This is a genomic window from Arthrobacter sp. 18067 (genome assembly GCF_902706295.1).
Lineage (GTDB): Bacteria > Actinomycetota > Actinomycetes > Actinomycetales > Micrococcaceae > Arthrobacter.
In genome coordinates this window covers 107351-134077 of sequence record NZ_CACSJJ010000001.1, presented here as the reverse complement: position 1 = coordinate 134077, position 26727 = coordinate 107351, and the positions used below count along the sequence as shown (strand labels likewise).

At 63.1% G+C, this 26727-nt stretch carries 25 protein-coding genes; 12 read left to right on the top strand and 13 right to left on the bottom strand.

Annotated features, from left to right (window positions below):
- Positions 1-2: 2 nt before the first annotated feature.
- On the bottom strand, positions 3-728 hold the full coding sequence (locus GVL04_RS00535) for a hypothetical protein (protein WP_235036102.1): 726 nt from the start codon (positions 726-728) through the stop codon (positions 3-5).
- A 97-nt stretch (positions 729-825) separates the two neighbouring features.
- Here GVL04_RS00535 and GVL04_RS00530 point away from each other — a divergent pair, with 97 nt between their 5' ends.
- From GVL04_RS00530 to GVL04_RS00520, 3 genes are all read left to right on the top strand, one after another.
- A complete protein-coding gene (locus GVL04_RS00530; protein WP_159697960.1) occupies positions 826-1371 on the top strand; it encodes an A24 family peptidase in 546 nt (181 codons plus the stop codon).
- A 115-nt stretch (positions 1372-1486) separates the two neighbouring features.
- Positions 1487-1843 (top strand): META domain-containing protein, encoded by a 357-nt coding sequence (locus GVL04_RS00525; protein WP_159697957.1) that lies wholly within the window; start codon positions 1487-1489, stop codon positions 1841-1843.
- A 2-nt stretch (positions 1844-1845) separates the two neighbouring features.
- On the top strand, positions 1846-2322 hold the full coding sequence (locus GVL04_RS00520; protein ID WP_159697954.1) for an NUDIX domain-containing protein: 477 nt from the start codon (positions 1846-1848) through the stop codon (positions 2320-2322).
- 2 nt (positions 2323-2324) lie between these two features.
- Here the strand turns inward: GVL04_RS00520 and GVL04_RS00515 are convergent, their stop codons facing one another.
- From GVL04_RS00515 to GVL04_RS00495, 5 genes are all read right to left on the bottom strand, one after another.
- On the bottom strand, positions 2325-3995 hold the full coding sequence (locus GVL04_RS00515) for an MDR family MFS transporter (RefSeq protein ID WP_159697951.1): 1671 nt from the start codon (positions 3993-3995) through the stop codon (positions 2325-2327).
- Positions 3992-4678 (bottom strand): TetR/AcrR family transcriptional regulator, encoded by a 687-nt coding sequence (locus tag GVL04_RS00510; RefSeq protein ID WP_159697948.1) that lies wholly within the window; start codon positions 4676-4678, stop codon positions 3992-3994. Before GVL04_RS00510 ends, GVL04_RS00515 begins: the two co-directional genes overlap by 4 nt.
- A gap of 144 nt (positions 4679-4822) precedes the next feature.
- Positions 4823-6250: a class II fumarate hydratase gene (locus GVL04_RS00505; RefSeq protein WP_159697945.1), complete on the bottom strand. Its 1428-nt coding sequence runs from the start codon at positions 6248-6250 to the stop codon at positions 4823-4825.
- 87 nt (positions 6251-6337) lie between these two features.
- Positions 6338-6952 (bottom strand): carbonic anhydrase, encoded by a 615-nt coding sequence (locus GVL04_RS00500; protein ID WP_011774029.1) that lies wholly within the window; start codon positions 6950-6952, stop codon positions 6338-6340.
- A 69-nt stretch (positions 6953-7021) separates the two neighbouring features.
- Complete coding sequence (locus tag GVL04_RS00495) at positions 7022-7723, bottom strand: DUF4245 domain-containing protein (protein WP_235036101.1); 702 nt, start codon at positions 7721-7723, stop codon at positions 7022-7024.
- Between the two features lie 200 nt (positions 7724-7923).
- Here GVL04_RS00495 and glpX point away from each other — a divergent pair, with 200 nt between their 5' ends.
- The gene (gene glpX, locus GVL04_RS00490; RefSeq protein ID WP_011774031.1) at positions 7924-8946 is read left to right on the top strand and encodes a class II fructose-bisphosphatase; all 1023 of its coding nucleotides are present in this window, start codon (positions 7924-7926) and stop codon (positions 8944-8946) included.
- Between the two features lie 268 nt (positions 8947-9214).
- On the opposite strand, the gene GVL04_RS00485 is transcribed toward glpX, so the two are convergent.
- Genes GVL04_RS00485 through GVL04_RS00465 form a run of 5 tightly spaced genes read right to left on the bottom strand, consistent with a single transcriptional unit; the run spans position 9215 to position 14841 of the window.
- Positions 9215-10150 (bottom strand): peptidoglycan bridge formation glycyltransferase FemA/FemB family protein, encoded by a 936-nt coding sequence (locus GVL04_RS00485; protein ID WP_159697939.1) that lies wholly within the window; start codon positions 10148-10150, stop codon positions 9215-9217.
- Between the two features lie 3 nt (positions 10151-10153).
- Positions 10154-11404 carry a mannose-6-phosphate isomerase, class I gene (gene manA / locus GVL04_RS00480; protein WP_159697936.1) on the bottom strand — a complete coding sequence of 417 codons (1251 nt, stop codon included), beginning with the start codon at positions 11402-11404 and terminating at the stop codon, positions 10154-10156.
- A gap of 52 nt (positions 11405-11456) precedes the next feature.
- Positions 11457-13073: an LCP family protein gene (locus GVL04_RS00475; RefSeq protein WP_159699021.1), complete on the bottom strand. Its 1617-nt coding sequence runs from the start codon at positions 13071-13073 to the stop codon at positions 11457-11459.
- A gap of 20 nt (positions 13074-13093) precedes the next feature.
- Positions 13094-13657 (bottom strand): 5-(carboxyamino)imidazole ribonucleotide mutase, encoded by a 564-nt coding sequence (gene purE, locus GVL04_RS00470; RefSeq protein WP_159697933.1) that lies wholly within the window; start codon positions 13655-13657, stop codon positions 13094-13096.
- Positions 13654-14841 carry a 5-(carboxyamino)imidazole ribonucleotide synthase gene (locus GVL04_RS00465; protein WP_159697930.1) on the bottom strand — a complete coding sequence of 396 codons (1188 nt, stop codon included), beginning with the start codon at positions 14839-14841 and terminating at the stop codon, positions 13654-13656. The genes purE and GVL04_RS00465 overlap by 4 nt, the downstream gene beginning before the upstream one ends.
- A 179-nt stretch (positions 14842-15020) precedes the next feature.
- Here GVL04_RS00465 and GVL04_RS00460 point away from each other — a divergent pair, with 179 nt between their 5' ends.
- Positions 15021-15590, top strand: coding sequence for a GtrA family protein (locus tag GVL04_RS00460; protein ID WP_159697927.1), 570 nt, complete (start codon positions 15021-15023; stop codon positions 15588-15590).
- On the opposite strand, the gene GVL04_RS00455 is transcribed toward GVL04_RS00460, so the two are convergent.
- Positions 15577-16272, bottom strand: a complete 696-nt coding sequence (locus GVL04_RS00455) for a TIGR03089 family protein (protein WP_159697924.1) — start codon at positions 16270-16272, stop codon at positions 15577-15579. The two genes, GVL04_RS00460 and GVL04_RS00455, sit on opposite strands and share 14 nt — an antisense overlap.
- Before the next feature lie 377 nt (positions 16273-16649).
- Between GVL04_RS00455 and GVL04_RS00450 the strand changes: the two genes are divergently transcribed.
- The 3 genes from GVL04_RS00450 to GVL04_RS00440 are packed head-to-tail and all read left to right on the top strand — an operon-like array spanning position 16650 to position 22208.
- Positions 16650-17195, top strand: coding sequence for a WhiB family transcriptional regulator (locus GVL04_RS00450; protein WP_159697921.1), 546 nt, complete (start codon positions 16650-16652; stop codon positions 17193-17195).
- Positions 17195-20578 (top strand): glycosyltransferase, encoded by a 3384-nt coding sequence (locus tag GVL04_RS00445; RefSeq protein ID WP_159699018.1) that lies wholly within the window; start codon positions 17195-17197, stop codon positions 20576-20578. Before GVL04_RS00450 ends, GVL04_RS00445 begins: the two co-directional genes overlap by 1 nt.
- A complete protein-coding gene (locus GVL04_RS00440) occupies positions 20571-22208 on the top strand; it encodes a DUF5719 family protein (RefSeq protein ID WP_235036100.1) in 1638 nt (545 codons plus the stop codon). The genes GVL04_RS00445 and GVL04_RS00440 overlap by 8 nt, the downstream gene beginning before the upstream one ends.
- A 68-nt stretch (positions 22209-22276) precedes the next feature.
- Here the strand turns inward: GVL04_RS00440 and GVL04_RS00435 are convergent, their stop codons facing one another.
- On the bottom strand, positions 22277-22795 hold the full coding sequence (locus GVL04_RS00435; RefSeq protein ID WP_159697918.1) for a metallopeptidase family protein: 519 nt from the start codon (positions 22793-22795) through the stop codon (positions 22277-22279).
- A gap of 142 nt (positions 22796-22937) precedes the next feature.
- On the opposite strand from GVL04_RS00435, the gene GVL04_RS00430 reads away from it, so the two are divergent.
- The 4 genes from GVL04_RS00430 to GVL04_RS00415 all read left to right on the top strand — a co-directional run bounded on the left by GVL04_RS00430 (position 22938) and on the right by GVL04_RS00415 (position 26543).
- A complete protein-coding gene (locus tag GVL04_RS00430) occupies positions 22938-23315 on the top strand; it encodes a DUF3499 domain-containing protein (RefSeq protein ID WP_200846699.1) in 378 nt (125 codons plus the stop codon).
- A gap of 143 nt (positions 23316-23458) precedes the next feature.
- Positions 23459-23677, top strand: a complete 219-nt coding sequence (locus GVL04_RS00425) for a Trm112 family protein (RefSeq protein WP_159697912.1) — start codon at positions 23459-23461, stop codon at positions 23675-23677.
- A 48-nt stretch (positions 23678-23725) separates the two neighbouring features.
- Positions 23726-25204 (top strand): adenosylhomocysteinase, encoded by a 1479-nt coding sequence (ahcY, locus tag GVL04_RS00420; RefSeq protein ID WP_159697909.1) that lies wholly within the window; start codon positions 23726-23728, stop codon positions 25202-25204.
- Positions 25205-25322: 118 nt separating this feature from the next.
- Positions 25323-26543, top strand: a complete 1221-nt coding sequence (locus tag GVL04_RS00415; RefSeq protein ID WP_159697906.1) for an Ig-like domain-containing protein — start codon at positions 25323-25325, stop codon at positions 26541-26543.
- The last annotated feature ends 184 nt before the right edge of the window (positions 26544-26727 follow it).

Here is a 26727-nt window from a genome sequence, read left to right as displayed (position 1 = left end):
GCTCAGGCCGCGGGGCCGATGTCCCACGGGATGTGGCGCCGGACGTCGGTGAGGTTCATGGACTCAGCCAGGAAAAGGTCGTCCAGCATGTACTCGTCGACCGCCAGGATCTTCAGCCAGTGGCCCGTGCCGGAGGAGTCCCCGTCAAGGCTCTGGCTCGCAACGCAAACTCCAGTGCCGGCGTCGATCCTTATCAATGTCCGGCCGGGGTGGGCGAGGGGCTCGGCCGCATCAGAGGGTACGTAGGTCCTGCTGCGGGTCACTACAGTTTCAAGGGCCGGGCGGCCCTCGTGGTCCACCTGCCGCGGTTCCTCCAGGAAGACCCGGTTGGTGTCCGGGAATTCCAATGGCACGGGGGCGTTGCCTGCCAGTTCCACCGGGTCCAGTGCGGCGGCGAGCCGGCCGTTACCGAAGGAGGGCTCGCCGTAGGCGGCCTCCGGGCGACGGCGGACCAGACCGGCGTCGTCATAAACGGGGGTTACCAGATGGGCGGGAAGCAACCACGAACGGCGTGTGGCGGACACATACAGACCATCCCGGGAATCGTTGATGCCGGTGGTGCTGTGCAGCAGCAGGCCATCCGGTGTCTCCAGGCGAAGCGCGCCAGGGCGCCGCAGCCAGGCGCGGACCATGCTGGCGCCCGTCCCGGGACGCTCCAGGTACTCGAAGCGGAGGCTCGTCCACTTCCACGGAGAAGAACGGCAAAGATTCCGGAAGGTGGAGGACATGTCGAAACCTGATCCAGCTGCACTGTAGCGCCCCATATCCACAGTTTACCTAGCCGTTCAAGCGGGCTTCGGGGCCAAACCGGGATAGCATCCGAGGGTGATCCGACGACTCTCCGAACTCTGGGATGCCAGCCCGCTGGGTTTCTGGCTCGTTGTGGCCGCTTGCCTGTACTTCGTGGTGATGGCTGTCCGGCTCACGGTGGTAGACATTCGGAGCCACCTGTTGCCCAACCGCATCGTGTTTCCGTCGTACGCCGTGGCCGGGGTGCTCCTGCTGGCTGCTGCGCTGGTCGCGTTCTTCTCTGACGCAGGCCCGGCAGTTGGCGCTGTGGTGCTCGGCGTGCCGGGCCTTGGAGTAATCGCCGGCGGCGCTGTTCTTTGGCTTTTCTACTTCGTGTTGCGGCTGATCCACCCGCCGGGGATGGGATTCGGGGACGTCAAACTCGCAGGAGTGCTCGGACTCTACCTGGGCTACTTGGGGTGGGGCCATGTATTCGCAGGGACATTTGCTGCCTTCGTCCTGGGCGGGCTCTGGAGCCTGATCATCCTGGTGTCACGCCATGGCACACTGGGCTCGGCCATCCCTTTTGGTCCCTTCATGCTGGCAGGTGCCGCCGTGAGCATGGTGCTGCTGCCTGGGTGAAGCGTCCATCCAGTGCCAACTGCGGCCAAACTGCAACCTCCCCGTGTTCTCCGTGATTACCGGAGTGCGGGATGCTTAGCCCAGCGAGTTTTCAGGCGCGCCACGAGAGGTTGCGATGCAGCGGATCCGGTTGAGGTTTTTGCTGGGAGCGTCGATCTTCTGCGCCGATGCCACGGGAGATGTGGCGTGGCTCGGAACGGTGTCGCTGAGGGTGAGCTCGCGGCACGCCAACGGAGAGTGGACCATCTTCGTCCGCACACCGTGCAACCACCTGCAGGTGGCCGTTTCAGTGCAGGATGATGTCCTGAGTCAGCTGTGGATGGCAGCCACCGAGAAGGGTTGCGAGGAGCCCACGGGCAGCTACCAGGCCTATACAGAGAAGCTCTTTGAGCAGCCCGTCCAGTGGAAGCTCGACGGCGATACCCTTACCCTGCACAACTCACATGCCACCGTCGAATTGAAGGAAAGCTGACCATGGGTGCCCCCGAATTTGTGCTCAAACTGCGGGAAAAGATCGGCAACGACCCCTTATGGCTGCCAGCCGTCCGGGGAGTGGTCTTCGATGAAGAAGGCAGGGTTTTGTTGGGCCAGCGTGCCGACAACGGCCACTGGGCCCTCATCACCGGAATGCTGGAGCCCGGGGAACATCCAGCGCCTGGGCTCGTGCGGGAAATCTTCGAGGAAACAGCTGTGGTGGCCGAGACCGAGCGCATCATCGGTGTCGGGGTTGTAGGGCCGGTGACGTTCCCCAATGGCGACGTTTGCGACTTCCTGGACATCACGTTCCGGTGCCGGTACGTGTCCGGGGAGGCCCGGGTTAACGACGACGAATCGCTGGCCGTCGGATGGTTCGCATTGGACGACCTCCCGGACATGAGCGACGGAAACCTTGAAGCCATCAGGCTTGCCACGGAGCCCGAAGGCCCCGTGGCATACCAACTGGAGGACTGAAACTACTGGCGCCCGGCGCCGGCATGGTCCTTGTCGAGGCCGTCCGACGCCGCCAGATCAGCTTCCAGCTTGGCGGTCTCCAAGCGTTCTGCTTCAAGACGGTCAGCCTCAGCGCCGCCCACAGCCTCGCCGCGTGCCACCATGCCGGCGGTGTCGGAGAGAGGGATTTGCTTCAGCGTGATTGCCAGGATCAACGCGATGGCGATGAAGGGCACCAAGTACCAGAACACGGGCGCCAGGGAGTTGGCGTAGGCGTTGACGATGGCGTCGCGCAATTGTTCGGGCAACTGCGCCAACGACTGGGGATCCAGCGTGCTTGTGGACTGCGACGCCTGCTCCGCAGAAGCGCCGGCACCGGTGAAGGCTTCGGTCAGTGACTCGGCAAGGCGGTTGGTGAAGATAGCGCCGAAGACAGCGACACCCAGCGATGCACCTACCTCGCGGAAGTAGTTGTTGGTGCTGGTAGCCGTACCGATCTGGTCAGCCGGAACGGAGTTCTGCACCACCAGGACGATGACCTGCATGATCAGGCCCAGGCCCGCGCCGAAAATGAACAGCTGCACGCAGATGACCCAAATGGGGGTGGACGCTGCGAGCGTGGTCAGCCACAGCATCGCAGCGATGGTGAGCGCTGCACCGAGGATGGGGTACATCTTGTACTTTCCGGTCTTGGAAATGCGGATACCGGAGTAGATGGACGTACCCATCAGGCCCACCATCATGGGCAGCATCAGCAGGCCCGACTCTGCCGCGGACGTTCCCGAGGACATCTGCAGGAACGTGGGAACGAAAGCGATGGCGGCAAACATGCCCAGACCCAGGGTGAAGCCGATAGCTGTTGCGTTGATGAAGATGGGGTTCTTGAACAGGCTCAGCGGAATGATGGGGTCCTCGGCGCGACGTTCAACCATCACGAAGGCAAAGGCCGCCAGGACCATGCCTGCACCAAAGGCCCAAGTGAGGGGTGAATCCCAGCCTTCGTCTTTCTTGCCACCGAAGTCGGTGAAGAAGATGAGGCAGGTGGTAGCAGCGGAGAGGAAGATGACACCCAGGATGTCGATCTTCTTTTCGGCCTTCTTGTTGGGCAGCGTGAGAGTGAACCACGCGGTAATGAAGGCGGCGATGCCAATGGGGATGTTGATGTAGAAGGCCCATTCCCAGGTGAGGTGGTCCACGAAGAAGCCACCAAGAAGCGGTCCGGCTACAGCCGAGAGGCCGAAGATGGCGCCAAGCGGACCCATGTACTTGCCGCGTTCCTTGGCGGGAACGATGTCAGCGATGATGGCCTGGGAGAGGATCATGAGGCCGCCGCCGCCCAGTCCCTGAATGGCACGGAAGATCACAAAGCCCCAGAAATCGGTGGCAAAAGCACAGCCCACGGACGCGAGCGTAAACAAGGCGATGGCAACGAGGAACAGATTGCGCCGCCCCAGGATGTCGCCGAACTTGCCGTAGATGGGCATCACGATGGTGGTGGCCAGGAGGTAGGCCGTGGTGATCCACGCTTGGTGTTCCACTCCGCCCAGCTTGCCCACGATGGTGGGCATGGCAGTGGAGACGATGGTTTGGTCGAGGCTGGACAGGAGCATGCCTGCAATCAGCGCCGAGAAGATGATCCAGATGCGTTTCTGGGTCAGCAGCAATGGTTCGGCTGCCTTCGAGAGAGTACTCATGCGGGGTCCTTCGAGGTTTCAAGGGGGTTGGGGCCCAGCTGGTGGTTCGTGGCCAGCGGCTGGGCAAAGAGTTTGCGTGCGGCGTTGAGGTTCTGTTCCAGAATCCCGCGGTAAGGGCGCGTGTTGTCCTCCGAGAAGAACTGCTGTGCCGTCTTCTTGGAGACAGCACCGAACAACACAGTCGCCGTCATGACTTCAGGATGTTCCGGGTCCAGCCCCTCGCGGGCCGCAACGAGCGCTGCGAATTGGCGTTCGCGGGCCTCACCTTCAAGGGTGAGCCGTGCAAGGAGCTGCGGCTCTGCCGTGATGGCAGCAATGAACTGCCGGACTTCGGTGCGGCTGATGGATGAACGCTCCATCAGGGTCACCGTGAGCACATGCAGCGCGGCCAGGAGCGTTTGGGAGATGCTGTCCGGAGTGCGGGAAGGATTCTGGTTGAAGGCCTCCAGCGCCTCTGCCGGCAGTTCGTCGGAAAACGAGCCGATCACGGCGTCTTCCTTGGAGTGGAAGTAGTTGAAGAACGTTCGGCGTGAAATCCCCGCCGCTTCGCAAACTTCTTCAACAGTGAAACCGTTCAGGCCATGCTCAGCGGTCATGGAACGCGCGACGGCGGTAATCGCCGTCCGCGTGGCGGCCCGCTTGCGCTCGCGGAGACCACCGTCGATATTTGCACTATTGCTCACAAAGTAAAGTTTTGCACTCCTGACCAAAAAGTGCAAAAAGAAAACTGTGTGCTGTTGCTCATAGTTCCGGGCTGACCTTCCCGGATACGACGACGGCCGGTACCTTTCGTGCGAAAGGTACCGGCCGTCGTCGTGCTTTGAGTATTAAGCCTTGTGCGCAGGGGACGTCATGGTGGTGACGTCCAGGGCCTTGTCCAGCTCAGCCTCGGAAACCTGACCCTCGCCATCACCGACGAAGCCGAGCTTCTCGGTTGCCTGGCGGATGGTCAGGCCCTCCTTGACGGCGATCTTGGCGATCTTGGCCGCGTTTTCGTAACCGATGAACTTGTTCAGCGGGGTCACGATGGACGGGGAAGCTTCGGCCAGGAAGCGGGCGCGCTCCACGTTGGCGGTGATGCCGTCGATCATCTTGTCGGCCATGACGCGGCTGGTGTTGGCCAGCAGGCGGATGGACTCAAGAAGGTTGGCGGCCATGACTGGGATTCCGACGTTCAGCTCGAAGGCGCCGTTGGTGCCGGACCAAGCGATGGTGGTGTCGTTGCCGATCACCTGGGCGCAGGCCATGATCGAGGCTTCGCAGATGACCGGATTGACCTTGCCCGGCATGATCGAGGAGCCCGGCTGAAGGTCCGGGATGGCGATCTCGCCGAGGCCCGTGTTGGGGCCGGAGCCCATCCAGCGGAGGTCGTTGTTGATCTTCATGAAGGAGATCGCAATGTTGCGCAGCTGGCTGGAGCCTTCGATGAGGCCGTCGCGGTTTGCCTGGGCCTCGAAGTGGTCGCGCGCCTCGGTGAGCGGCAGGCCGGTGTCGGCGGCGAGGATTTCGATGACGCGCTCAGGGAAGCCGGCCGGGGTGTTGATGCCGGTACCGACGGCGGTGCCGCCCAACGGAACCTCGGCAACGCGGGGGAGTGCTGCGTTGATGCGCTCGATGCCGTAGCGGACCTGCGCTGCGTAGCCGCCGAACTCCTGGCCGAGCATGACGGGCGTTGCGTCCATGAGGTGCGTGCGGCCGGACTTGACCACGTCCTTGAACTCAACAGCCTTGCGGTCCAAGGAGGCTGCCAGATACTCAAGGGCCGGGATCAGGTCGTTGATCAGGGCCGAGGTAGCGGCAACGTGCACGGACGTCGGGAAGACGTCGTTGGAGGATTGTGAAGCGTTCACGTGGTCATTCGGGTGGACAACCTTGTCACTCCCGGCAGCTGCGAGGGCACGCGATGCGAGCTCCGCGATGACCTCGTTGGTGTTCATGTTGGAGGACGTACCCGAGCCGGTCTGGAAGACGTCGATCGGGAAGTCGCCGTCATACTTGCCGGTTGCAACCTCATCGGCAGCTGCGGCGATGGCCTGGGCAAGCTCGCCTTCGAGCACCCCCAGTTCGGCGTTCGCCAGTGCGGCTGCCTTCTTCACGCGGGCCAGGGCCTCGATGTGGGTGCGCTCAAGCGTCTTGCCGGAGATCGGGAAGTTCTCCACAGCACGCTGCGTCTGGGCGCGGTACAGGGCGTTCACGGGGACGCGAACTTCGCCCATCGTGTCATGTTCAATACGGAACTCAGTGGTGGAAGTCATGGGGCTAGCTTAGGGCGATTGGACGTCCCACAGAAAACCCGGAGGGGAGTGCTACGTGCTCCGGCGCTGGGGCCGGAGCACGGCCTCCTAGAGCTTGCCGATCCCGGAAACGAGGGCCGCGCGGCCCTCATCGAGCTTGTACGACAGGCCGATAACAGCAACGCGGCCGTCGTCGATGGCGTCGGAAATCACACGCGAGCTGTCCGCCAGGCGGGCCGCGGTTTGCTTCACGTGCTCCACCACCATGTCGTTGACGTCCTCCTGGCTGTTGCGCTTGGCCGTCAGGACTGACGGTGTAATGCGCTCCACGAGGTCGCGGATGAAGCCCGGAGGCATCTCACCCGTCTCAACGGCTGCCTTGGTGGCCTTCACGGCACCGCAGCTGTCGTGGCCGAGGATGACGATCAGCGGAACCCGGAGTTCACTGATGCTGTACTCAAGGGAACCGAGAACTGCGTCATCAATGACCTGGCCGGCCGTACGGACCACGAAGGCGTCGCCGAGTCCGAGATCGAAAATGATTTCTGCAGCAAGCCGGGAATCCGAGCAGCCGAAGATCACGGCAAAGGGATTCTGGTTCTCGATGAGGGAAGATCGTCGCGAAGCATCCTGGTTGGGGTGCAGGGATTCGCCGGAAACAAAACGTTCGTTGCCCTCGCGGAGACGGCGCCACGCCAGGGCTGGAGTCAGGTAAGTAGGCACGAGCCTTACTTTACGGCGCAGAGGTGGCAGTCCGTGAAACTGTTGCGCCAGTGAGGCGGATGCCAGGTCTTAAGCGGACGGCTGCGCGGAAGGAGTCGCCGTGGCTGGAGCGGACGGCAACGGTGCCTGGTCCGCGGACTTGACGACGGCGGCCGCCAGCGTGGCGAACTCGTCAAGGCTTGCGGTGCCGCTCAGGATGAGGGTGGTACCCCGATACTCCAAGACCATGCTGCGCTTTTCCTTGCCGGAGTCACGCAGCTCCCAGTCCTGACCGCCCGCGTTGCGCGTGCCAGTGACGGGAAGGTTCTCCGTCTGCTGCAAGACCCAGGTGGGGTTGGCCTGGCTCGTTTGGGTGAGGCCAATGAAGGCCTCCTTGGGTGTCAGGAAACCAATCTCCCAGGTCGGGACACCGGATCCTGTGCCGGACTCCCAGCGCGCGTAGTTGGGTTTGAATGTGTCGCCGGTATCCGGGGTAACCGGTGTGAATCCTGCCACACCTGTGGCGTTCCGGGCGATGGCCGCCACATCGACATTGGGCCTGAAGCCCTCACCCTTGGGAGCCGGGTTCATCAAAACGATGGGGAGGAACGCCAGGACGCAGACCAGCAGGGCAATGACCATGCCAATGACAGAAGCGTTGGCCCGCTTGGCAGCTTTCGCCGCAATGACGGGTTTATACGGGGCATCCGGGATGGCCTGGGCATCGTTTTGCTTAGCCTCTGCAGCGTCCGATTGGTTCTCAGCTGCGGGCTTGTCCTGCGTTTCACTCACCCCTCCATGATCCCTTATCGCGGCAGGGAACACACATCCGGCAACCTCACCACCGGTATTGCGGGCTGTGGTCATCCAACGACTCCCATGGGATGCGGCGACTATGATCGTTGGTAGAGGAACCCCGGGTTGCCCCGTGCAACCATGTCCGGTCCCGTGAATCGTCACTCGAAGAAGAGGTTTAAGTGTCTCCTGCACCAATGACCCAGCAGTATTCCACGATTTCGCCGTCGCTCGCCGTCGGCATCGACGAACCCGACCGCAACCTTGCGCTTGAACTCGTCCGAGTCACCGAAGCCGCGGCCATTGCCGGCGGCCACTGGGTAGGCTTCGGCGACAAAAACAAGGCAGACGGCGCCGCCGTCGACGCTATGCGTTCGTTCCTTCACACCGTCCACTTCAATGGCGTCGTGGTCATCGGTGAAGGCGAAAAAGATGAAGCCCCCATGCTGTTCAACGGCGAGCAGGTTGGTGACGGCACCGGCCCTGAGTGTGACGTCGCCGTCGATCCCATCGATGGAACCCGCCTGACCGCCCTCGGCATCAACAACGCCCTCGCAGTGCTGGCAGTTGCCGAGCGCGGCTCCATGTTCGACCCCTCGGCTGTCTTCTACATGGAGAAGCTGGTCACCGGCCCTGAAGCTGCCGACATGGTTGACCTTCGCTTGCCCGTCAAGCAGAACCTGCACCTCATCGCCAAGGCCAAGGGCGTCAAGGTCAACCAGCTCAACGTCATGATCCTGGACCGCGACCGCCACCGCCCCCTCGTGGAAGAAATCCGCGAAGCCGGTGCACGCACCAAGTTCATCATGGACGGCGACGTGGCCGGCGCCATCGCAGCAGCCCGCTCCGGCACCGGTGTGGACGCCCTCATGGGCATCGGTGGCACCCCGGAAGGCATCGTTGCAGCCTGCGCCATCAAGTCCCTCGGTGGCGTCATCCAGGGCCGCCTGTGGCCGACGTCGGACGAAGAGAAGCAGAAGGCCATCGACGCCGGACACGACCTCGACCGCGTCCTCTCCACCAACGACCTCGTCACCTCGGACAACTGCTACTTCGCAGCGACCGGCATCACCGACGGCGACCTCCTCCATGGCGTGCGCTACCAGAAGGACCGCGTCATGACGCAGTCCATCGTGATGCGCTCCAAGTCCGGGACGGTCCGCTTTGTCGAAGCTGAGCACCACGCTTCCAAGTGGGAGACGTACGCGCGCAAGCCGTAACCCCCGCAGCTAACAGAAGGACGGCGAGCATCGCTCGGCGGCTATCTCCTCGTACCTCGTCGATTTGATGCCGCTTTCGCGATACTCGCCGTCCTTCTGTGTGTCCGGCCAGGTTCGGCTTCGCGCTGATAAAGGGCGGGGAGGGCCGTGCCGTGTTCACCTACTTTGGATCGGAGTCCCCGCCGACACGCCGTGACTTAGGGCGTGTCGGGGCGCCGACGGACTTCAAAGTGGGTGGTGGCGGCACGGTCAGCCCCCTGGAAAAGGTTTAGCGCAGCTTGTCGCGGAGCTTTCTGGCCCATTGGTAGGCGCTATAGCGGAGTTTGTTCACCGGGAGGTCCCATGTGCCGGGGTAGGAGACTTCGCGGCCGCCGAAGGACTTCTTGAAAGCCGTGAAGCCAGCCCATTTGTGGTCCGGCTGGTCCTCCGGCGCAACGCCCCAGAGGTCCACGTGCTTGAGGCCCTTCTCCTTGGCGTCGGCCATGAGCGTTACCAGAAGGGGAATGCCTGCACTGAGCTTGCGGTGGGTATCGTCCAGTGCTGCGTGGGCGTAGACGCGGGTGTCCGCGGAGTCGTAGGCGAAGGCTGCGGCGATCGGTTCGCCCTCCAGCTCCGCGACGAAGAGCGTTCCCGCGCCCGAGGGCAGCAGGGAGTCGGCTACCTGGGTGAGGTATTCATCGCTCTGGGGTTTGAAACCGTTCCGGGCAGCGGTCAGGTGGAGGAAGTGGAGGAGCACGGAAATATCGGCGGGGTCCTGGGAAGCCCGGAACGTCACGCCCTTCTTGTGGATATTCCGGTACAGGTTCCGGTTGGTGGGCTTCATGCCCGCCAGGACGTCCTTGAAATCACCGTCCAGGTCCACGATCCAACTCAGCTCGGGCTGCTGGTTGACTGGCGCCGGCCGGAAGCCGCGCGCCCAGAGGTGAGGATCGGCGTCGGATGCTGTGAAACCTGCAGCCGCAGGCTCCATCCGGACGAAGACCGCATGCTCCTTCCTGGCCAATGCCACCAAGGCAGCGGTGGCGGCGTCGAACGCTTCGACAGACTCCGCGACGGGGCCGTAGGGGGCGTAAATGACTTTGCCAGCGGGATTCTTTTCCTCGATCGCGAGGAAGCTCCAGCCCGGGCCGGACTCTTCATGGACACGGCGTCCCAAGGAACGCTGGACAGCAGCCCATGCCGGGGTTTGCAGGAAAAACTCCATGAATCAGTTCCCCAACCCTGTGGTCACGGCGAATGCAATGCTGACATCCGATGCGCCTTGGACAGGATGGACATTAACGGGGGCCTCGACGTCGGGGATAAACGCTGCTGCACCACGCTGAAGCAGGAGGTCGCTCTTGGGGGAGTCGAGCATCACGGAACCGGAAACCACCACGACGACGGCGGGACCGTTCTGTGCCAGCGGCACCGGCTCGGCGCCCGGGCCAAGCTCAATGCGCTGCAGCTGGAACTCCTTGAAAGGCGGACGGTACAGTTCCTGCCCGAATTCCGTTCCCGTCGCCTCGATGCGCGGCACGCCCAGCGCTTCGAAACGGACCGTCTTCATCAGCTCCGGAACGTCCACGTGCTTGGGTGTGAGGCCGCCGCGAAGCACGTTGTCTGAGGAAGCCATGACTTCCAGACCAAAGCCGTGGAGGTAGGCGTGGACATTACCGGCGGGCAGGTACACCACTTCACCCGGCTCCAGGGACAGGTGGTTGAGGAGCAGTGAGATGAGGACGCCGGGGTCGCCGGGGAAGGCTTCGTTGATGTCCAGCATTGCCGTCAGCGCTTCCCGATGCGGCTCCAGTGGTGCGCCGGCGGAGAAGACTGCTACTACCTCGTTGATCGCGTCGGAAACTTGGCTTCCGCCTTCGATGAGGCGGCTGAAGGCTGCCTTCAGGCCAGCGGGCTCGTCTGGCGCGGAAAGGTCCGAAACAACGTGCGTGATAACGGGCGGAACAGAGATGGCAGCGGAATCAAGGATGCGGGCAAGATGCTCAAAGACGGCCTTGGACCCAGCGGAAGGACGGAATCCACAGAGAGCCTTGAACGGAGTCAACGCAAAGATCATCTCCGGTTTGTGGTTGTCGTCGCGGTAATTGCGTTCGGCGGCGCTTGAGGGGATTCCTGCTGCATTCTCGCGGGCAAAGCCCTCCTGCGCCTGCTCGAGGCTGGGGTGCACCTGAAGGGACAGTGGCTGCTCGGCCGCCAGCAATTTGGCGAGGAAGGGCAACCGCGGCCCGAATTCAGACAGGCTTTCGGAACCGAGGAAGTGCAGGGGATCCGATTCGATCAGCGCATTCAAGGGCTGTGTCGCACCGTTGGGGTGAATTGCTGTGGAGGGGGAGTCCGGGTGGGCTCCAATCCACATTTCAGCTTCGGGACCACCCGATGCCGGCCGCCCGAGCAAGTCTGCGATCGCCGTCGTCGAACCCCACGCGTAGGGTCGCAAAACATTCTCAATTTGGTACACGAAAGAAAGTCCTTATCGTTGCGCTGAACGTGGGTGGAGCGGACCTGCAAGCTTACAGCGGTGCGCACTGTCCGTTGGTGGCGACGAGGTCACGGATGCCCTGCTCGTCGCCCTGGGCTTTGAGGCCGTTCAACAGCTCCTCGGTGATGGGGGTACCGTCGGGCGTCGTCGTCACGGGGGTGAAATCGGCCGACGGCGAAGGCAACTGGCTCGCCGGGAGGTTTCCCGCAAGGGGTCCTGCAGCCACGATGGTGCCGGCAGCGGCTCCGTTGGGGGTCACGACGGCATCATCCGCCTTGGGGCTGTTGGCTGGCGCCAGGACTTCCTGGACCTTGGAGTGGATCAGGTCGAAGTCAGGCACGGTGGAGAAGGACGCATCAAAGTCCGGAGGCCCGATGGTGAGGCGCTTGACGGGCTGGTTCTTCGACTTCAGCGCGAGGTCCACGAAGCTGCCCAACTGATTGGAAGAAATATTGGAATCGACCACCTTGGTCCCGGCATTGGCGATGTCCTCGAACTTGGTCAGCAGGGTGGCCGGATCAAGTTGCTTGAGCATGGCCTGCTGCACGCACTGCTGGCGCGCGATACGGGCGTAGTCGTCCACGAACTCGCGGGAACGGCCGTACCAAAGGGCATGGAAGCCATCCAAGTGCTGATCGCCGGCGGGGATCCAGCCATCGGGCATGCCGTGGATTCCGTTGGCCTCGTCGGTGACGGGACCACTGATGGGAACCCAGCCGCCGGCCTTGATGCGGATTCCACCCATCGCGTCGATGAGCTTGGCGAACCCGTCCATGTCCACCAGGACGTAAGCCTGGACCGTGATGCCCAAGGTGCCTGATACGGCTTCAAGCGTGGCCTGCGCACCAGGATCGGCAACACCGGGGTAGAGGTCCTGGTAGTTGTTGGTGACTTCGGTGTTGACGGCATTGATGAGGCATTCGTCGCCGCAGTTGTAGCCCTCGGGGTAAACCTCGCGCATGGGCGAGCCCTCGCTGAACTGGGCGTTCTGGAGGTTGCGGGGGACGGAGATGATGGCGCTCTCGCCCGTTTTGGCGTCGACGCTGATCACAGAAAGGCTGTCCGGGCGGCGGCCCGTCCGGTCGTCCCCGGCGTCGCCACCCATCATGAGGAAGTTGTAGCGTCCGTCCACCGGATCGATGGCCGGACCGGCATTGAAGATGCTCCCGATGGCGTTGCGGCTCACGTTCAGGACGTAGGCGATGTAGCCCAAGGATCCGCTGGCGAGGATGGTGGAGACCGCCAACACCACGGCAATGATCGGCCGCATTCCCGGTGCCAGGAGCGTCGGCCTGATGATCCGCAAGGTGTTGAGGAACAGGTAAGCCCAGCCCAAAGCCAACGCCACCAGGACCACGATGATGATGAGGGATCCGACGGGGTGGGTGACGATGCTGAGCAGCATGGTGCGGTTGACCAAGGCAATGAAGAGGGTCAGCAGCGCCAAAGCCCACACGGTGAGCGTGATGCGCAGCGCCACCCGGCCAAGTTTTCTGTCCCCGGCAACGATCTGGGCGCTGCCGGGGATAAAGAGGGTGAGCAGGACCAGCACGAAGGCGCGTTTGGTCCGTACCGGGGCGCTTGCACCGGACGGATAGCGAACAGGATCAGTCAGGGCGGAACCGGGCTGATTCGAGGTCTTGTGCATGGTAGTCAACCGCTGCCTTCCTAGCGGGAGCTCCGGGCTGAGGCGTTGGCGGGGGAGAAGACTTCTTCCACTTTGCGCCGAAGGTTTTCGCCCTTCTTGGTGGCGACGTCGTTCAGTTCCTGGGCAAACGTGAGCAGGTCCGCACGGAGCTTTGACGCAAGTTCGTCCGTTCCGGAGGCCAGCACGCGCACGGCAAGGAGACCAGCGTTGCGTGCACCGGCGATGGACACCGTGGCCACCGGTACGCCCGCGGGCATCTGCACGATGGACAGGAGGGAATCCATGCCATCCAGGGTCTTCAGGGGAACCGGAACGCCGATCACGGGGAGGGGTGTGACCGAGGCAAGCATGCCAGGGAGGTGCGCTGCGCCGCCGGCACCGGCGATGATGACCCGGAGACCACGTTCATGGGCCGTCTGGCCGTAACGGATCATTTCCGTGGGCATGCGGTGTGCCGAAACGACGTCCGCTTCGAACGGGATGCCGAACTCGGCCAAGGCGTCCGCGGCGGCCTCCATGACCGGCCAATCGGAATCCGAACCCATCACGAGCCCTACCAGCGGGGCTGTTGATTCTGACGTCATGCGGTCTCCTCGGAGGTAGTCTGCGCCGGCATGCGGCCGTCACGGATGATGTCTGCAACGGCTGTGGCGCGCTGGCGGACGGAGTCGACGTCGGAAACCGAGCTGCCGACGAGGTTGACGTGGCCGATCTTGCGGCCGGGGCGAACGGACTTGCCGTAAGAGTGGACCTTCGCTGCCGGTTCGTAGGCCAAAGCCATCGGGAAGGCCTTGAAGAGGTCCTGGTTTTCGCCGCCGAGGAAGTTCTTCATGACCACCACCGGGGCCAACGCGTCGGTAGCGCCGAGCGGCAGGTCCAGCACAGCCCGAAGGTGCTGTTCGAACTGGCTGGTGATGGAACCGTCCTGCGTCCAGTGACCCGTGTTGTGCGGGCGCATGGCAAGTTCGTTGATGAGGAAGCCTGCTCCGACACCCGGGGTTTCAAACAGCTCTGCAGCCATGACTCCGGTGACGCCAAGTTCGTTGGCGATGCGCAGCGCAGCTTCTTCGGCGGCAGCTGCCACCTCAAGGGGAATGTTCTGGGCCGGTGCGATGACTTCGTCGCAGACCCCGTCCACCTGGATGGTGTGGACCACGGGCCATGCCCGGGACTCGCCGCTGGGAGTACGGGCCACCAGGGCGGAGAGTTCGCGGCTGAAGTCCACCTTGGCTTCGGCCAGCAGGGGGCTCATGGCCTGGAACCAGTCGGCAGTTTCCACGGCTTCTTCCGGGGAGTCAACGATCCTGACTCCCTTGCCGTCATAGCCACCGCGGGGCGTCTTCAAGACGACGGGCCAGCCGATCCTGTCGCCGAAATCCACGAGCTCTTCGACGGTGTTGACTGCTGACCACTCCGGGTTGGGAAGGCCGAGGCGGTCGATCGCAGCCCTCATGACCAGCTTGTCCTGGGCATTGACCAAGGCATCAGGGCCAGGCTGCACGTTAACGCCTGCATCCAACAGGGCCTGCAGGTGTTCGGTGGGGACATGCTCGTGGTCGAAGGTCAGCACGTCCAGGCCCTTGGAGAACTCAAGGAGAGCCTCCAGGTCCTTGTAGTCACCGATCGGGGCTGAGGCCACCGCGGCTACAGCCGAAACGTCCTCACCCTCGGCCAAAACACGCAGTTCGAAGCCCAGGGCGGTAGCGGGCGGAGCCATCATTCGTGCGAGCTGGCCGCCGCCAACAACGCCAATTACTGGAAAAGTCACAATGTTCAGCCTACCGAACCGGCGGCAGGATCACTGATTCTGCCGCCATTCGGGCCCGTTTTTCGCTGCGTGAAGCGCCAGTATCGGCGTTCTCACAGCCCGTCCAAAGGCAGCGCTTGGAAATCGGCGCTAAAATGGGTTTGGCCCATCGGCCCACTTTTCAACGGCCATGGAGGGTCATGATCACCACACTTGCAGATCGCATCCGCGGACTTGCCTCGCTTTTTTGGCGTGAGGTAGCAAAGTTCGGCGCCGTCGGCGGTGTTGCTTTTGTTATTGACTCGGCCGTTTTCATCTGGCTCTTCTCCGGTCCGATGCACGGCAGTGAAGTGTGGGCAAAGGCCATTGCAACGATTGTTGCCAGCGTTTTCTCCTGGGTCGCAAACCGTTTCTGGACCTTCCGCCACCGCAAGCAAGCCAACGTGGTTCGTGAAGCGGTGCTGTTTGCCATCATGAACCTCGTGGGCCTCCTGATTGCGTCTGGTTGCGTGTGGTTCGCCAAATACATCCTGGACCTCAATGACAAGCCTTCGCTGTTCATCGCCGGCAGCGTTGTGGGCCTCATCCTGGGCACCATCTTCCGCTTCTTCGCATACCGGTTCTGGGTGTTCAACGAAGAACTGGATGCAGAGCCCGAGTTCTCACACGACCACGAGATCATCGAGCTTCACCACAAGGCCAAGACCGGCGCGGAAACAAGTGCTGCCAACCCGGCCACCGGCGAGTTCCCCTCGATCAAGAACGGCTGACGCGCTCATTCTCCAGCAGGTGCTCGGTGACTTCCAGGTCCGGATGTACCAGCACTACTGAGCCATCTTCCTTCCAGGCACCCAGCGACGCTGCAAGGCAGGGTTCCAAGCCTTCGGCGGCGCGAACCAGAAGGCGTACGCCAGGTTCCTGCCCGACGGCAAAACCGTCGATGAGGGCTTCGTGCGTGAGCGCTGATGCGCCCCGCACTGCCGGCAACTCCGCCCCGGGGTCATTGTGCGCCATGAAGACGTCCCCATGGGAGCGGACTTCCGCCGCGTAATCCACGACGCCGGATGGCAGCTCTCCCGGCCAGCGCATCGCAAGTGCAGCGAGCGGTACGGCGACGACAGCGTCGAAGCCGGCCCCGGCGCCGTCGTCGGGCTTGTCTGTGACCAAAAGATCCGCCGGGGTCTCGTCAAAGACCACTTCCATCCCGAGTTGCCACGCCGCCAATGCCCAGACAAAGGACTTCCAGTGCGCCGGAAGGTCCAGGCGGATTGCCGTTCCGGGTTCGGCGTCCAGTTCATCCTGCAGGAGGTTGCTGGTCTTGGCTACCCAGTTATCCAGGACCCGGCCCGAGAGCTCTACCCGTTCGGAGTCGGGACCGTACCAAGTGAGTCGTGGTGAGGTTGAATGTCCGGATCGCAGGGTGGTCATCAGGTTCACTGCCGGGATGCTCATGCGTCAATCTTGCCACGGTGATCCCGCGCCGTCCTTGGGGTTGGCTGGACGATTGTGAATTGCGCCACATACGATTTTGTCCAATCGTTGGGGGCTTTGAGGCGTCTCTGTTATTTTCCGCGGAAATTCAATGAAAGTTCATGTAAATCGATGCGGGGCTCCCATTTGCCGCGAGTACACGCGGCGTCGCCGCCAAAATGTTGGGCGTGGCGCATCCCACGTTTCTACAGATTCTTGATTATTATCCCGGCGCGGCTTGACTGGCGGGTAGTTACACGCGTGTAATTAGTAATCAAACGCCGCTGCACAGATGACCGGAACGTCGCCGGGAATCGGAAATAAATCCAAGCAGCAGCTGCAAAATCAGGAGGGACGCCATGGGGCAAGCGTTGCGTATCCAGGAAGATGCAGTCGTCGCAGAACATGCGTCGGTGAAATACCGTTCGCGGGAAGTACCGGGGGATTGGTACGTCGACCCAGCGGACCCGGAAGCGGCAGACCGATACAACCAGAATGTGCAGGACTCTTTGGAGGATCAGGCAACTGCCCTCCTGGCCGCACACGAAGCGCTGATCGGTGACCTGCCCGCTGGACCGGACGAAGATGTGGATGACCCTCCCATGGAGTTGCGTCGTCCGCTTGAAACACCGGGTCAGCCCGTGTGGATCGGCCTTCCCGGCCAAGGCGATTTCGATGACGAAGGCGAACTTGGTTGGCAGACTGATGCGCTGTGCGCGCAGACCGATCCGGAAGCTTTCTTCCCCGAAAAGGGTGGATCAACGAGGGACGCCAAAAAGGTCTGCGGAGCGTGCAACGTCCGTTCGCAGTGCTTGGAGTACGCCCTCGCCAATGACGAGCGGTTCGGTATTTGGGGCGGACTCTCTGAGCGGGAACGTCGTCGGCTAAGGAAGCGAGCGGTCTAATTCTCAAGGAAGTTCACGTTACCGCCGTTGTGGTTTCCCACGATGGCGGCAACTATCTCCCCAGGACACTGGCGGCACTGTCGAACCAAACGCGTTCGGCAGATGCCGCCATTGGCATTGATACAGGTTCCACGGACAACTCGCTGGACTTGCTCCGTGAAGCCTTCGGCCAGGGCAATGTCACCACCTTTCAGCAGGCGAAGTCCGGCTTTGGCGCCGCCATCCAGGCAGGGCTGCAGGAGCTGGCTCCGGAAAACGGCAGGGCCGAGGACGGCAGCGGAAGTGAACCCGGCCCGGTCAAGTGGCTATGGCTTCTTCATGACGACGCTGCGCCGGCACCGGACGCGCTGGCGGAACTTCTCCACGCCGTGGAACGGGCCCCTTCGGTAACCGTTGCCGGATGCAAACAGCTCGGTTGGGACAACGAGCGGCACCTGGTGGACGTAGGGCTCTCCACAAGCCGATGGGCCGAGCGTCTGACATTGATCGACGCGGACGAAGTCGACCAGGGGCAATACGATGCCCGCACTGACACCTTCGCCGTAAATTCCGCCGGTATGTTGGTCCGCCGCGATGTCTGGGAACAGCTGCAGGGCTTTGACCCTGCCCTGCCCGGAAGCGGCGATGACGTGGACTTCTGCTGGCGCAACTGGCTTGCGGGCAATCGCGTAGTGGTAGTTCCCAGCGCCCGCATGTTCCATGTGGAGCACCGCCCCCATGGCTTGGGGACTTCCTCCGCAGCACGCAAAGCCCAGATCCATATGCGGCTCAAGCACACGCCGTGGTGGAACGTGCCGTTCCAGGCGGTCGGAGCTTTGTTCGGTGCAGTCGTCCGGCTGGTGTTGAGCATCCTGGTGAAAGAACCCGGCTATGGCTTCTCCCAATTCACCGCCACTATTGCGGCTCTGATCCGGCCTTTGGCCATTGGCAGGGGCCGCCGGGTTGCTGCCAAGACACGCCGCGTTCGCCGCTCGGTGGTCAGGGGCCTGCAAACATCAACGCGTGAGGTCAGGGCCAACCGGCGGTCTTTGCTGGAGGCGATCCGTCCGAGTGAAGAGACTTCTGCTGTCTCGGACCTGCTGGCTCCCGAACCAAGCGGAGATGCCACGGACGACTTTGCGGCGCTGGCAACAAACGAACGTGGCTGGGTGGGAACAGGCGCCGTTGCTGCCGCGCTGCTTGCCCTTGCCGCGGCACTGGTTGGACTGCTTGGGCTGGTCCGTTCCGGCACCGTTGCCGGCGGCGGACTGCTCCCTCTGGCCGCATCGCCCGCGGACATTTGGGCCAACGCTTCCACGTGGTGGATATCCCTGGGGGCAGGACTGCCGGGTCACGGCGATCCGTTCGGCTATGTGTTGTGGCTGCTGTCCCTGGTTGGCGGCGGAGACGGCGATTCGGCCATGGCCTGGCTGTTGATCCTTGCCATGCCGCTGTCAGCTGTCGGTGCGTGGTTCGCCGCGGGCGCTTTGACTGCCAAGCGCCGTTTCCGGACGGTGGCGGCCTTGGCTTGGTCCGCCGCGCCGGCACTGCTGATCGCGATCAATGAGGGCCGCGCGGGTGCCCTGGTTGCGCACGTCATGATGCCACTGCTGCTCCTCGCACTGCTGCGCGCCTCAGGATCTGCCATCGGCCAAGGGCGTTCGCACGCCGTCACTTCACTCAGCAGGCGACCGGCTCCCATCCTCGGAAAACCGGGCATCAACGGAACGCCGTCCTGGACCGCTGCGGCGGCCGGGGGACTGGCAATGGCCATTGTGACTGCCTCTGCACCATCCCTGCTGGGCCCCATTACCGTTGCGGTAATCCTGGCCGCCGTCATCCTCGGACAACGCGGCAAGACTTTGTGGTGGTCACTTCTTCCTACCGTCGCCTTGTTCCTGCCCTATGGAATCTCCGTGCTGGACAGGCCCCGCGCTTTGCTCGCCGATCCTGGAGTGCCGCTCACGTTCGAGGCAGCACCGCTGTGGCAGCAACTGCTTGGCCAGCCGCTCGCTTTTGACGTCGACGCCGGTTTGACCGGCCTGACGCTCTTTGGCCCCGGGGCCATGCCCTGGGCACTGCTGCTGGCCCTGTTGGTCAGCGCTCCGATCCTGATCCTCGCCGTCACGGCATTGTTCCTGCCCGGCAAGCGCACCGCGCTGGCCCGGGTCTTCTGGCTGGCAGCGTTGACCATTTTGGCCAGCGGCTGGCTGGTGGGACATGTCGCCACGGGCGTGAACAACAACGTCATTGTCGGACCCTTTACCGGTCCGGCCGTATCGGCGGCGGGAATATTGCTGCTCGGTGCCGCCGTCATCGGGGCCGACAAGATCTTTGCCGCCCCCCGCCGGATGCCTGACTCACAAAGTCGACGGCTGCCGCTGCGGGCCATCGCGTCCGGATTGGCCTTGACTCTCCTCGTCGCCGGGCCCTTGGCCGGCATGGGCGCCTGGGCAGTACAGAACATCCTTCAGCCGTCCCCCGCACCCGGGGTGACAGCGGCACCGAACGCTGCCGGGCCGACGTCGTCCCTTGGTTCTCCACGCCAGGTATGGCCGGTGGACTCAGCTACTTTGCCGGCTACCGCCGTCGACCGTGGCCAGGGACCTGAACGTACCCGGACGCTGGTTATCACCAGCGGCGAGCAGGGTGCCTTCACGTCGTCGCTGATGCGCGGAGCGGGCACAACCCTGGACGGTCTGTCTACTATTGCCTCCGCCCGGACCATCATCGGGGCGCCGGGCCGCGAAGAAATAGCGACCGACGACGCAGCAACCGCATCCCTCCGCCGTGCCGTGGCCACCATTGTGGCCAGCACCGGTGTGGACCCCCGCGCAGACTTGGAACAACTCGGCGCCGGATTCGTGGTCCTCAAGGCCGCGGACAACGCGGCCCAGCTGACAGCCAGCAGGATCGACGCCGTTCCGGGCCTCGTTGCTGTTGGCCAGACCGACGCCGGGTGGCTGTGGCGTGTCACGCCGAGGAACCAGCCTGCAGCTACGGCCGCGGATAGTGCCCACCGCGTCCGAATCGTAGATTCCAAGGGCGAAACAGTAGGAAACCTGCCGGCCGGGGAAGTGTCCGTGGATGCTGCTGTGCCGGCCGGTGACGAAGGCCGCCAGGTTGTCCTGGCCGAACGGTCTGATCCCGGCTGGACAGCATGGATCGATGGCCGCCAACTGAAGGCCACCACATCCGGCTGGTCGCAGGCCTTCGAACTTCCGGCCAGTGGGGGTGAGCTGGAAATCCGGTACACGAGCCCTTGGGCCCTGTTGTTCGGAATCCTGCAGGCCGTGGTGATCGGATTGACGGTCCTGTTGGCCATTCCGATGCCCGCACGCCGCACCCGTACCGGCATGTCGAGGGATGAAGTATCCCTCCGTAAGGAGTACAGCAGTGTCTGACGACCAGAAGCCGCCGGTCGAGCAAAAAGCGTCCCGCAGTTCTCCCAAGGGCTCCCGGAGCTCCAACAAAGGCGTCATTACGGGTGTGCTCTCCGCAGTGGTCATCCTGGCTGCAGGTGGAGGCGCTGTTGCCGCGACCTCGATGGTGCCCCAGCCTTCCGGCGGGACCACTATGGACGCCCGGCAGGCCGACGTTCCTGCAGGGCGCGCCTTGGGTGTCTGCCCCGAACCTGCACGGCTGGTCAACGGCACCGTTGTGGGAACGGACGCGGACTTCAGTCCTGTTTCCACCACGGCAACCAGTGCACTCAACGCGGTGGTGCTGAGCAATCCGGCTGGAACGGTTCCCGGAAGCAAGGTGACGTCGCTGGCAGGCGACGCGGTGGCTGAGATCGCCAAGGCCCCCACCAGCACTCCTACGCCAACGTCCGGGCCGCCGGTACTGGCAGCAGGTGTAGCCTCCATTTCCCCCGTGACCTCTCCGACAGTGGTGGGGGCGGATCCCATTGGGAATGAGCAGGCATCCCTGGCCGCCCATCTCAGCTATGCCGCAACAGATGGCGACCTCCGCGGCCTGGCCACGGCCCAATGCCAGCCTCCAGGTAACGATGCGTGGCTCTTGGGCGCCAACACTGCAGTGGGCCGAACCGCAGTTCTGAACCTGAGCAACGCCTCGGAGACTCCTGCGACGGTAAACCTCGACCTCTTTGGGTACGAAGGACAAATCCAGGCACCGGGCGCACGTGGCCTCCTGGTAGCTCCCGGAACCACCCGCTCAGTGAATCTTGCGGGGCTCGCTCCGAGTGAATCCCAGCTCGCTGTCCACGTCCGCAGCACAGGCGGCCCTGTTTCCGGGACCATCCAGCAAAGCGTGCTGCGAGGACTCGCTCCCGGGGGCGTCGAGTATCTTTCGCCGGGGGACGGACCCTCAAACCTGCAGGTGATGTCCGGAGTAGATATCCAGGACCCGGCGGCCACCAAAGCGTTGGCCGGCAAATCAGGTTTCGCCGACGCTGTACCGGCCCTCCAGATTGCCGTTCCCGGTTCCACCGATGCCGTGGTGCAGGTGAGCCTGTACGGTGCCAATGGTGAACGCAAGATTCCCAGCGGGGGAGTCGTGACGGTCAGGGGCGGCTCAGTGGCCACACTGAACCTGGAAGGTATTCCGGCCGGAACCTATACCGTCAAGGCGAGCTCGGACGTGGCATTCGTGGCATCGGCCCGCGTCACGCGGGGCGCCAAAGCCGAGGAAGCCACCGATTTCGCGTGGTCTCCGGCGTCGGCCCGCCTGGGAAGCCAGCACCTGGTAGCCGTTCCACGGGACGGTCAGAGGTTCCTGAGTTTTGGTGTGCCTGAGGGCCGCGCCACAGTTACCTACGCTCCGGTGACTGCCGAGGGTGCGGTGGGCAAGGCCGTTGACGTGGATATGTCCGGTGGGACGACGTCGTTGATAGAGCTCCCTGCAAAGTCCGGAGACTCACCGATAGCAGGGTATGTGGTTTCGGCTTCCGGCGACCCGATCTATGGCGCACTTGTCCTCGGCAAGCAGGGCCGCGCGGATGTTTCCGTCGTGGCAATCCAGGACGCAGCGGCGGGACTTGAGAAGGTCCCGGTCTCTGTGGGGTACTAGCCCAGGGCCGGCAGGCAGCGAAAGCTGCCTGCCGCAGTCGTTATCGACGCATGGTTAGTGATGCAGGGTTATTGATACCGACGGCGGTAAACGGGATCAAGTGTTTCCGGCGGCACGCCCAGCATTTCGGCGGTGTACTCCACGACGACGTCATGGACCAGGTCCTGCAGTTCCTCACGGGTGTTGGAGCCTTGCTCCACCACCCGGCGGTAGACCGTGATCATGGGTGCTTCGCCACGGCCACCGGGCGTATATGAGCCCATGGGGGCAGTGTTTCCAATGGCGACAAGCTGCTCCAGATTGGGTGGGATCTCATCGACAGCAAAGAGTACGCCGTCCAGCTGTTTGCCCCACATGTCCTGGAGCCGCTCGGCTGAGTCGAGCACCATATCGTCGAACCGCTCTGAACGGGTTCGGAAACCAGGCAGGTTGGGGAGCATCAATTCGCCCCGCAGTCCCCTCCCGTGGCGGTTGCGCCGGCGCCGCCGGAAGCCGCGAACACCCGAACCGGCGTGTTCCTCCGCCTGATCGCCATCGGCGTCAGTCCACCGGATGTTGAACCCGGGAACATGTGGCTGTGACTGCATATATCGACTTTAGTACCGAGGAACCGCCAGCGCGACATCATGGCGTGCAGCGCGCCGAGGCTTGTGCACTCTGCCGGCTTCGCGGAGGCCACGGGTGCCCAATGCGCAATGCAGGTGCCAATTGGCGCTAATCTGGGATGTTGTGGGTGCTATTCGTCAATGTTCAAGATCAGCCTGCCGCCAGTCCGCGGTGGCCACTTTGACGTACGTGTACGCCGAGTCGACCGCAGTCCTGGGTCCTCTCGCGACGTACGCCGAACCGCACGCCTACGACCTCTGCTCCCAGCACGCCGGCAGCCTGACCGTTCCGCGGGGCTGGGAAGTCCTGCGCCTGGCGATGCCCGCCACCCCGCCCGAGCCTGGCCCCGATGATCTGCTGGCCCTGGCCAACGCCGTCCGCGAGGCAGCCTCGGCAGCACCTGAGTCGCCTGCCCGGCACAACCACGCGCAGATGGAACCGCCTGCAGGCGTCGAGGGAACCCGCCGTGGCCACCTGCGAATCCTCCGCGAACCGTCCTGACAGGCAGTCCTCCGTGGCGGATCCTGGCGTCGGGTCGCAATTCGTCGCCGTGCTCCAAACCGGCTGATCCTGCGCGGTAGTCTGGAATCTGCAGATAAGTCCGCCAGCGGCGCCACGCAGGCGCCACCCAGGGAGCATCATTCATGCCAAAGGTCAGTCCTGAACTGTTGTCCATCCTGCGCTGCCCCGTGACGGGTTCGGCGCTGGTCCAGGAGGGTGAGGAGCTGGTCTCCACCTCTGCCGCAGCGGACGGTGAAAAGCTCCGCTACGCGATTGAGGACGGAATCCCGCTGCTCCTGCCACCGGAACTGCTGGCCGCGGCCAATGCCGCCACCTCCGGCCAGCACGATTCCAAGGCATAAGCGCACTTTCTTCTTCATCAAACCCGCACGGTACCCCTAAGGATTTCCATGACTTTTGACTTCAAAGTGGCTGACATTTCCCTTGCGGAGGCAGGTCGCCACCAGATCCGCCTTGCCGAGCACGAAATGCCGGGCCTCATGTCCCTTCGGGCTGAGTTTGGCGCCTCGCAGCCACTCAAGGGTGCACGGATCGCGGGTTCCCTGCACATGACGGTCCAGACTGCCGTCCTCATCGAGACCCTCACCGCACTGGGTGCTGAAGTCCGCTGGGCTTCGTGCAACATCTTTTCGACCCAGGATGAAGCTGCTGCCGCCGTCGTGGTCGGCAAAGGCACGCCGGAAAACCCCCAGGGTGTTCCCGTCTTCGCTTGGAAGGGCGAAACGCTGGAGGAGTACTGGTGGACTGCAGAGCAGATCCTGACCTGGCCGGGCGCTGAGACCAATCCGGAGCTGGGTCCCAACATGATTCTCGACGACGGCGGCGACGCCACGCTGCTGCTGCACAAGGGCGTCGAATTCGAAGCCGCGGGCGCAGTTCCCACGGCGACCGAAGAAGATCCCGAGGAATACGTCCTCATCCTGGACCTCCTTCGAAGGACCCTCGCCGCCGATCCGCAGAAGTGGACGCGCCTTGCTGCCCGCATCGAGGGCGTTACCGAGGAAACCACGACTGGTGTGCACCGCCTCTACCAGCTCGCGGAGCAGGGCAAGCTGCTCTTCCCGGCCATCAATGTCAACGACTCCGTTACCAAGAGCAAGTTCGACAACAAGTACGGCATCCGCCACTCCCTGCCGGACGGCATCAACCGCGCCACGGACGTGCTCATGGGCGGCAAGGTGGCCGTCGTATGCGGTTATGGCGATGTGGGCAAGGGCGCCGCGGAGGCACTGCGCGGCCAGGGCTCGCGCGTCATCGTTACCGAAATCGACCCCATTTGTGCCCTGCAGGCCGCGATGGACGGTTACCAGGTAGCAAAGCTTGAATCGGTGCTCGCACAGGGTGACATCTTCATCACCACCACGGGCAACAAGGACGTCATCATGGCCGAGCACATGCTGGGCATGAAGAACAAAGCGATCGTTGGCAACATCGGGCACTTCGACAACGAGATCGACATTGCCGGGCTCGCAAAGATTCCCGGTGTCAAGAAAGTGGAGATCAAACCACAGGTCCACGAGTGGGTCTTCGAGGCGGGCACAGGCTCGGAGCGGTCCATTATCGTCTTGTCCGAGGGCCGGTTGCTGAACCTGGGCAACGCCACGGGCCACCCTTCCTTCGTGATGAGCAACTCCTTCGCCAACCAGACCATCGCGCAGATCGAACTCTGGACCAAGAAGGACCAGCCTGTGGGCGAACGCGAATACGGGAAGCAGGTTTACGTGCTTCCCAAGATCCTGGACGAAAAGGTCGCACGTCTGCACCTGGACGCACTGGGCGTGGAACTGACGGAATTGAGCAAGGACCAAGCGGACTACCTGGACCTTGACGTTGCCGGGCCTTACAAGCCGGAGCACTACCGCTACTAAGCAGCGCTGCGTCACCCAAATCGATGGCGAAAGGCCGGACACGCGACCAGCGTGGCCGGCCTTTCGGCTAGAATTGGGTGTTCAGTATTGCTTGCCGGGGGACAGGAAGACGGGAACCATGACGGAAGTCGCCAAACGGAAAACAGGCAAGATCCTTGCCATCGTAGGGATCTGCGCCGCTATTGCCGTGGGCGGAATTGGAGTCGCAACGGTGCCCGGCCTGCTGGCCGGTGGCACCCCGCTGGGTGGCGCCACGCCGTCGCCTACTCCAACGGTGGAGGCCAAACCCGTGGAGTTGGGTATCACGCCGTTGGACGGAGCGATTGAGTGGAACCCCGTGGTGGGCCCGCAAATCAAAGCTGTCAACGGCAAGGTCAAGGACGTGGTGCTGGCACCGGTGGACGGTGGTACGCCAGTGCAGGGCAAAATCAGCCCTGACGGCAGCACGTGGTCCACCTTGGAAGTCCTGAAGTTCAAGACCCAGTACAGCTATTCCTTCACCGTGGTTGATACCGCAGGGAAGGAAACCCAGAAGACCCAGACCTTCACCACAGTTTCCGCAGCCTACGAGGCCGACGCTTCCATTTACCCGCGCAACGGCACGACGGCGGGTTCCGGGCAGCCCATCGAGATCAACTTCAGCGAGCCTGTGGTGGACAAGGCAGCCATGGAGAAGCGGGTTGCCATCACCGTTTCCTCCGGCCAAGCTGTGGCCTGGCACTGGTACTCCGATAAAAAGGTCCGGATCCGCCCGGAGGCGTTCTGGGTTTCGGGCACCACCGTCACGGTCGACATGAAACTCCTGGGCGTCGACTTCGGTAACAAGATGATCGGCAACGCGGACGTGGTTTCCACGTTCACAACAGGTCCCCAGCGCGTGGCTGTGGTGGACGACACCACCAAGACCATGAATGTTTACTCAGATGGGCAACTGGTCCACACCGCTCCTGTATCCCTGGGCGGGGAAGACTGGCTTTCGCCCACGGGCTATGCCGTGATCCTGGAGCAGGAGCGCAAGTCCAACTTCAACGCTGGCAGCATCGGATTGAAACCCGGAGACAAGGGCTACTACGCGCCGATGGTAGTGGACTATGCAAACCGCCTGACGTGGTCCGGGGTCTACGTCCACCAAGCCCTTGAGGCGGCGTGGGGGGCCATTGGCCGGGTCAACGTCTCCCACGGATGCGTAGGCCTGCTGCCGGACGATGCTGCGTGGTTCTTCAACAACATGAAGACCGGTGACGTGGTCCAGATCCTGAACACCGGTGCTCCTGCTGTGGAACCATTGGAAGGCTTCGGGGACTGGAACATCCCGTGGGCGAGCTACGCCCAGCGGTAAACCTGCTGTTAAGATCGTGGCAGTGATTATTTCCTGCGCTCTTTGACCCACACTTCACGTGCCGACCATGCGTTGGCCCATTTCGTGCTGCCCTCCAAGGTGATTCCGGGTGTCCCTCCGGGGAACCCACTCACGGGTTCCCCGGCTCCTTCCACCGGACCCCTTTTCATCACTTGGAGTACAC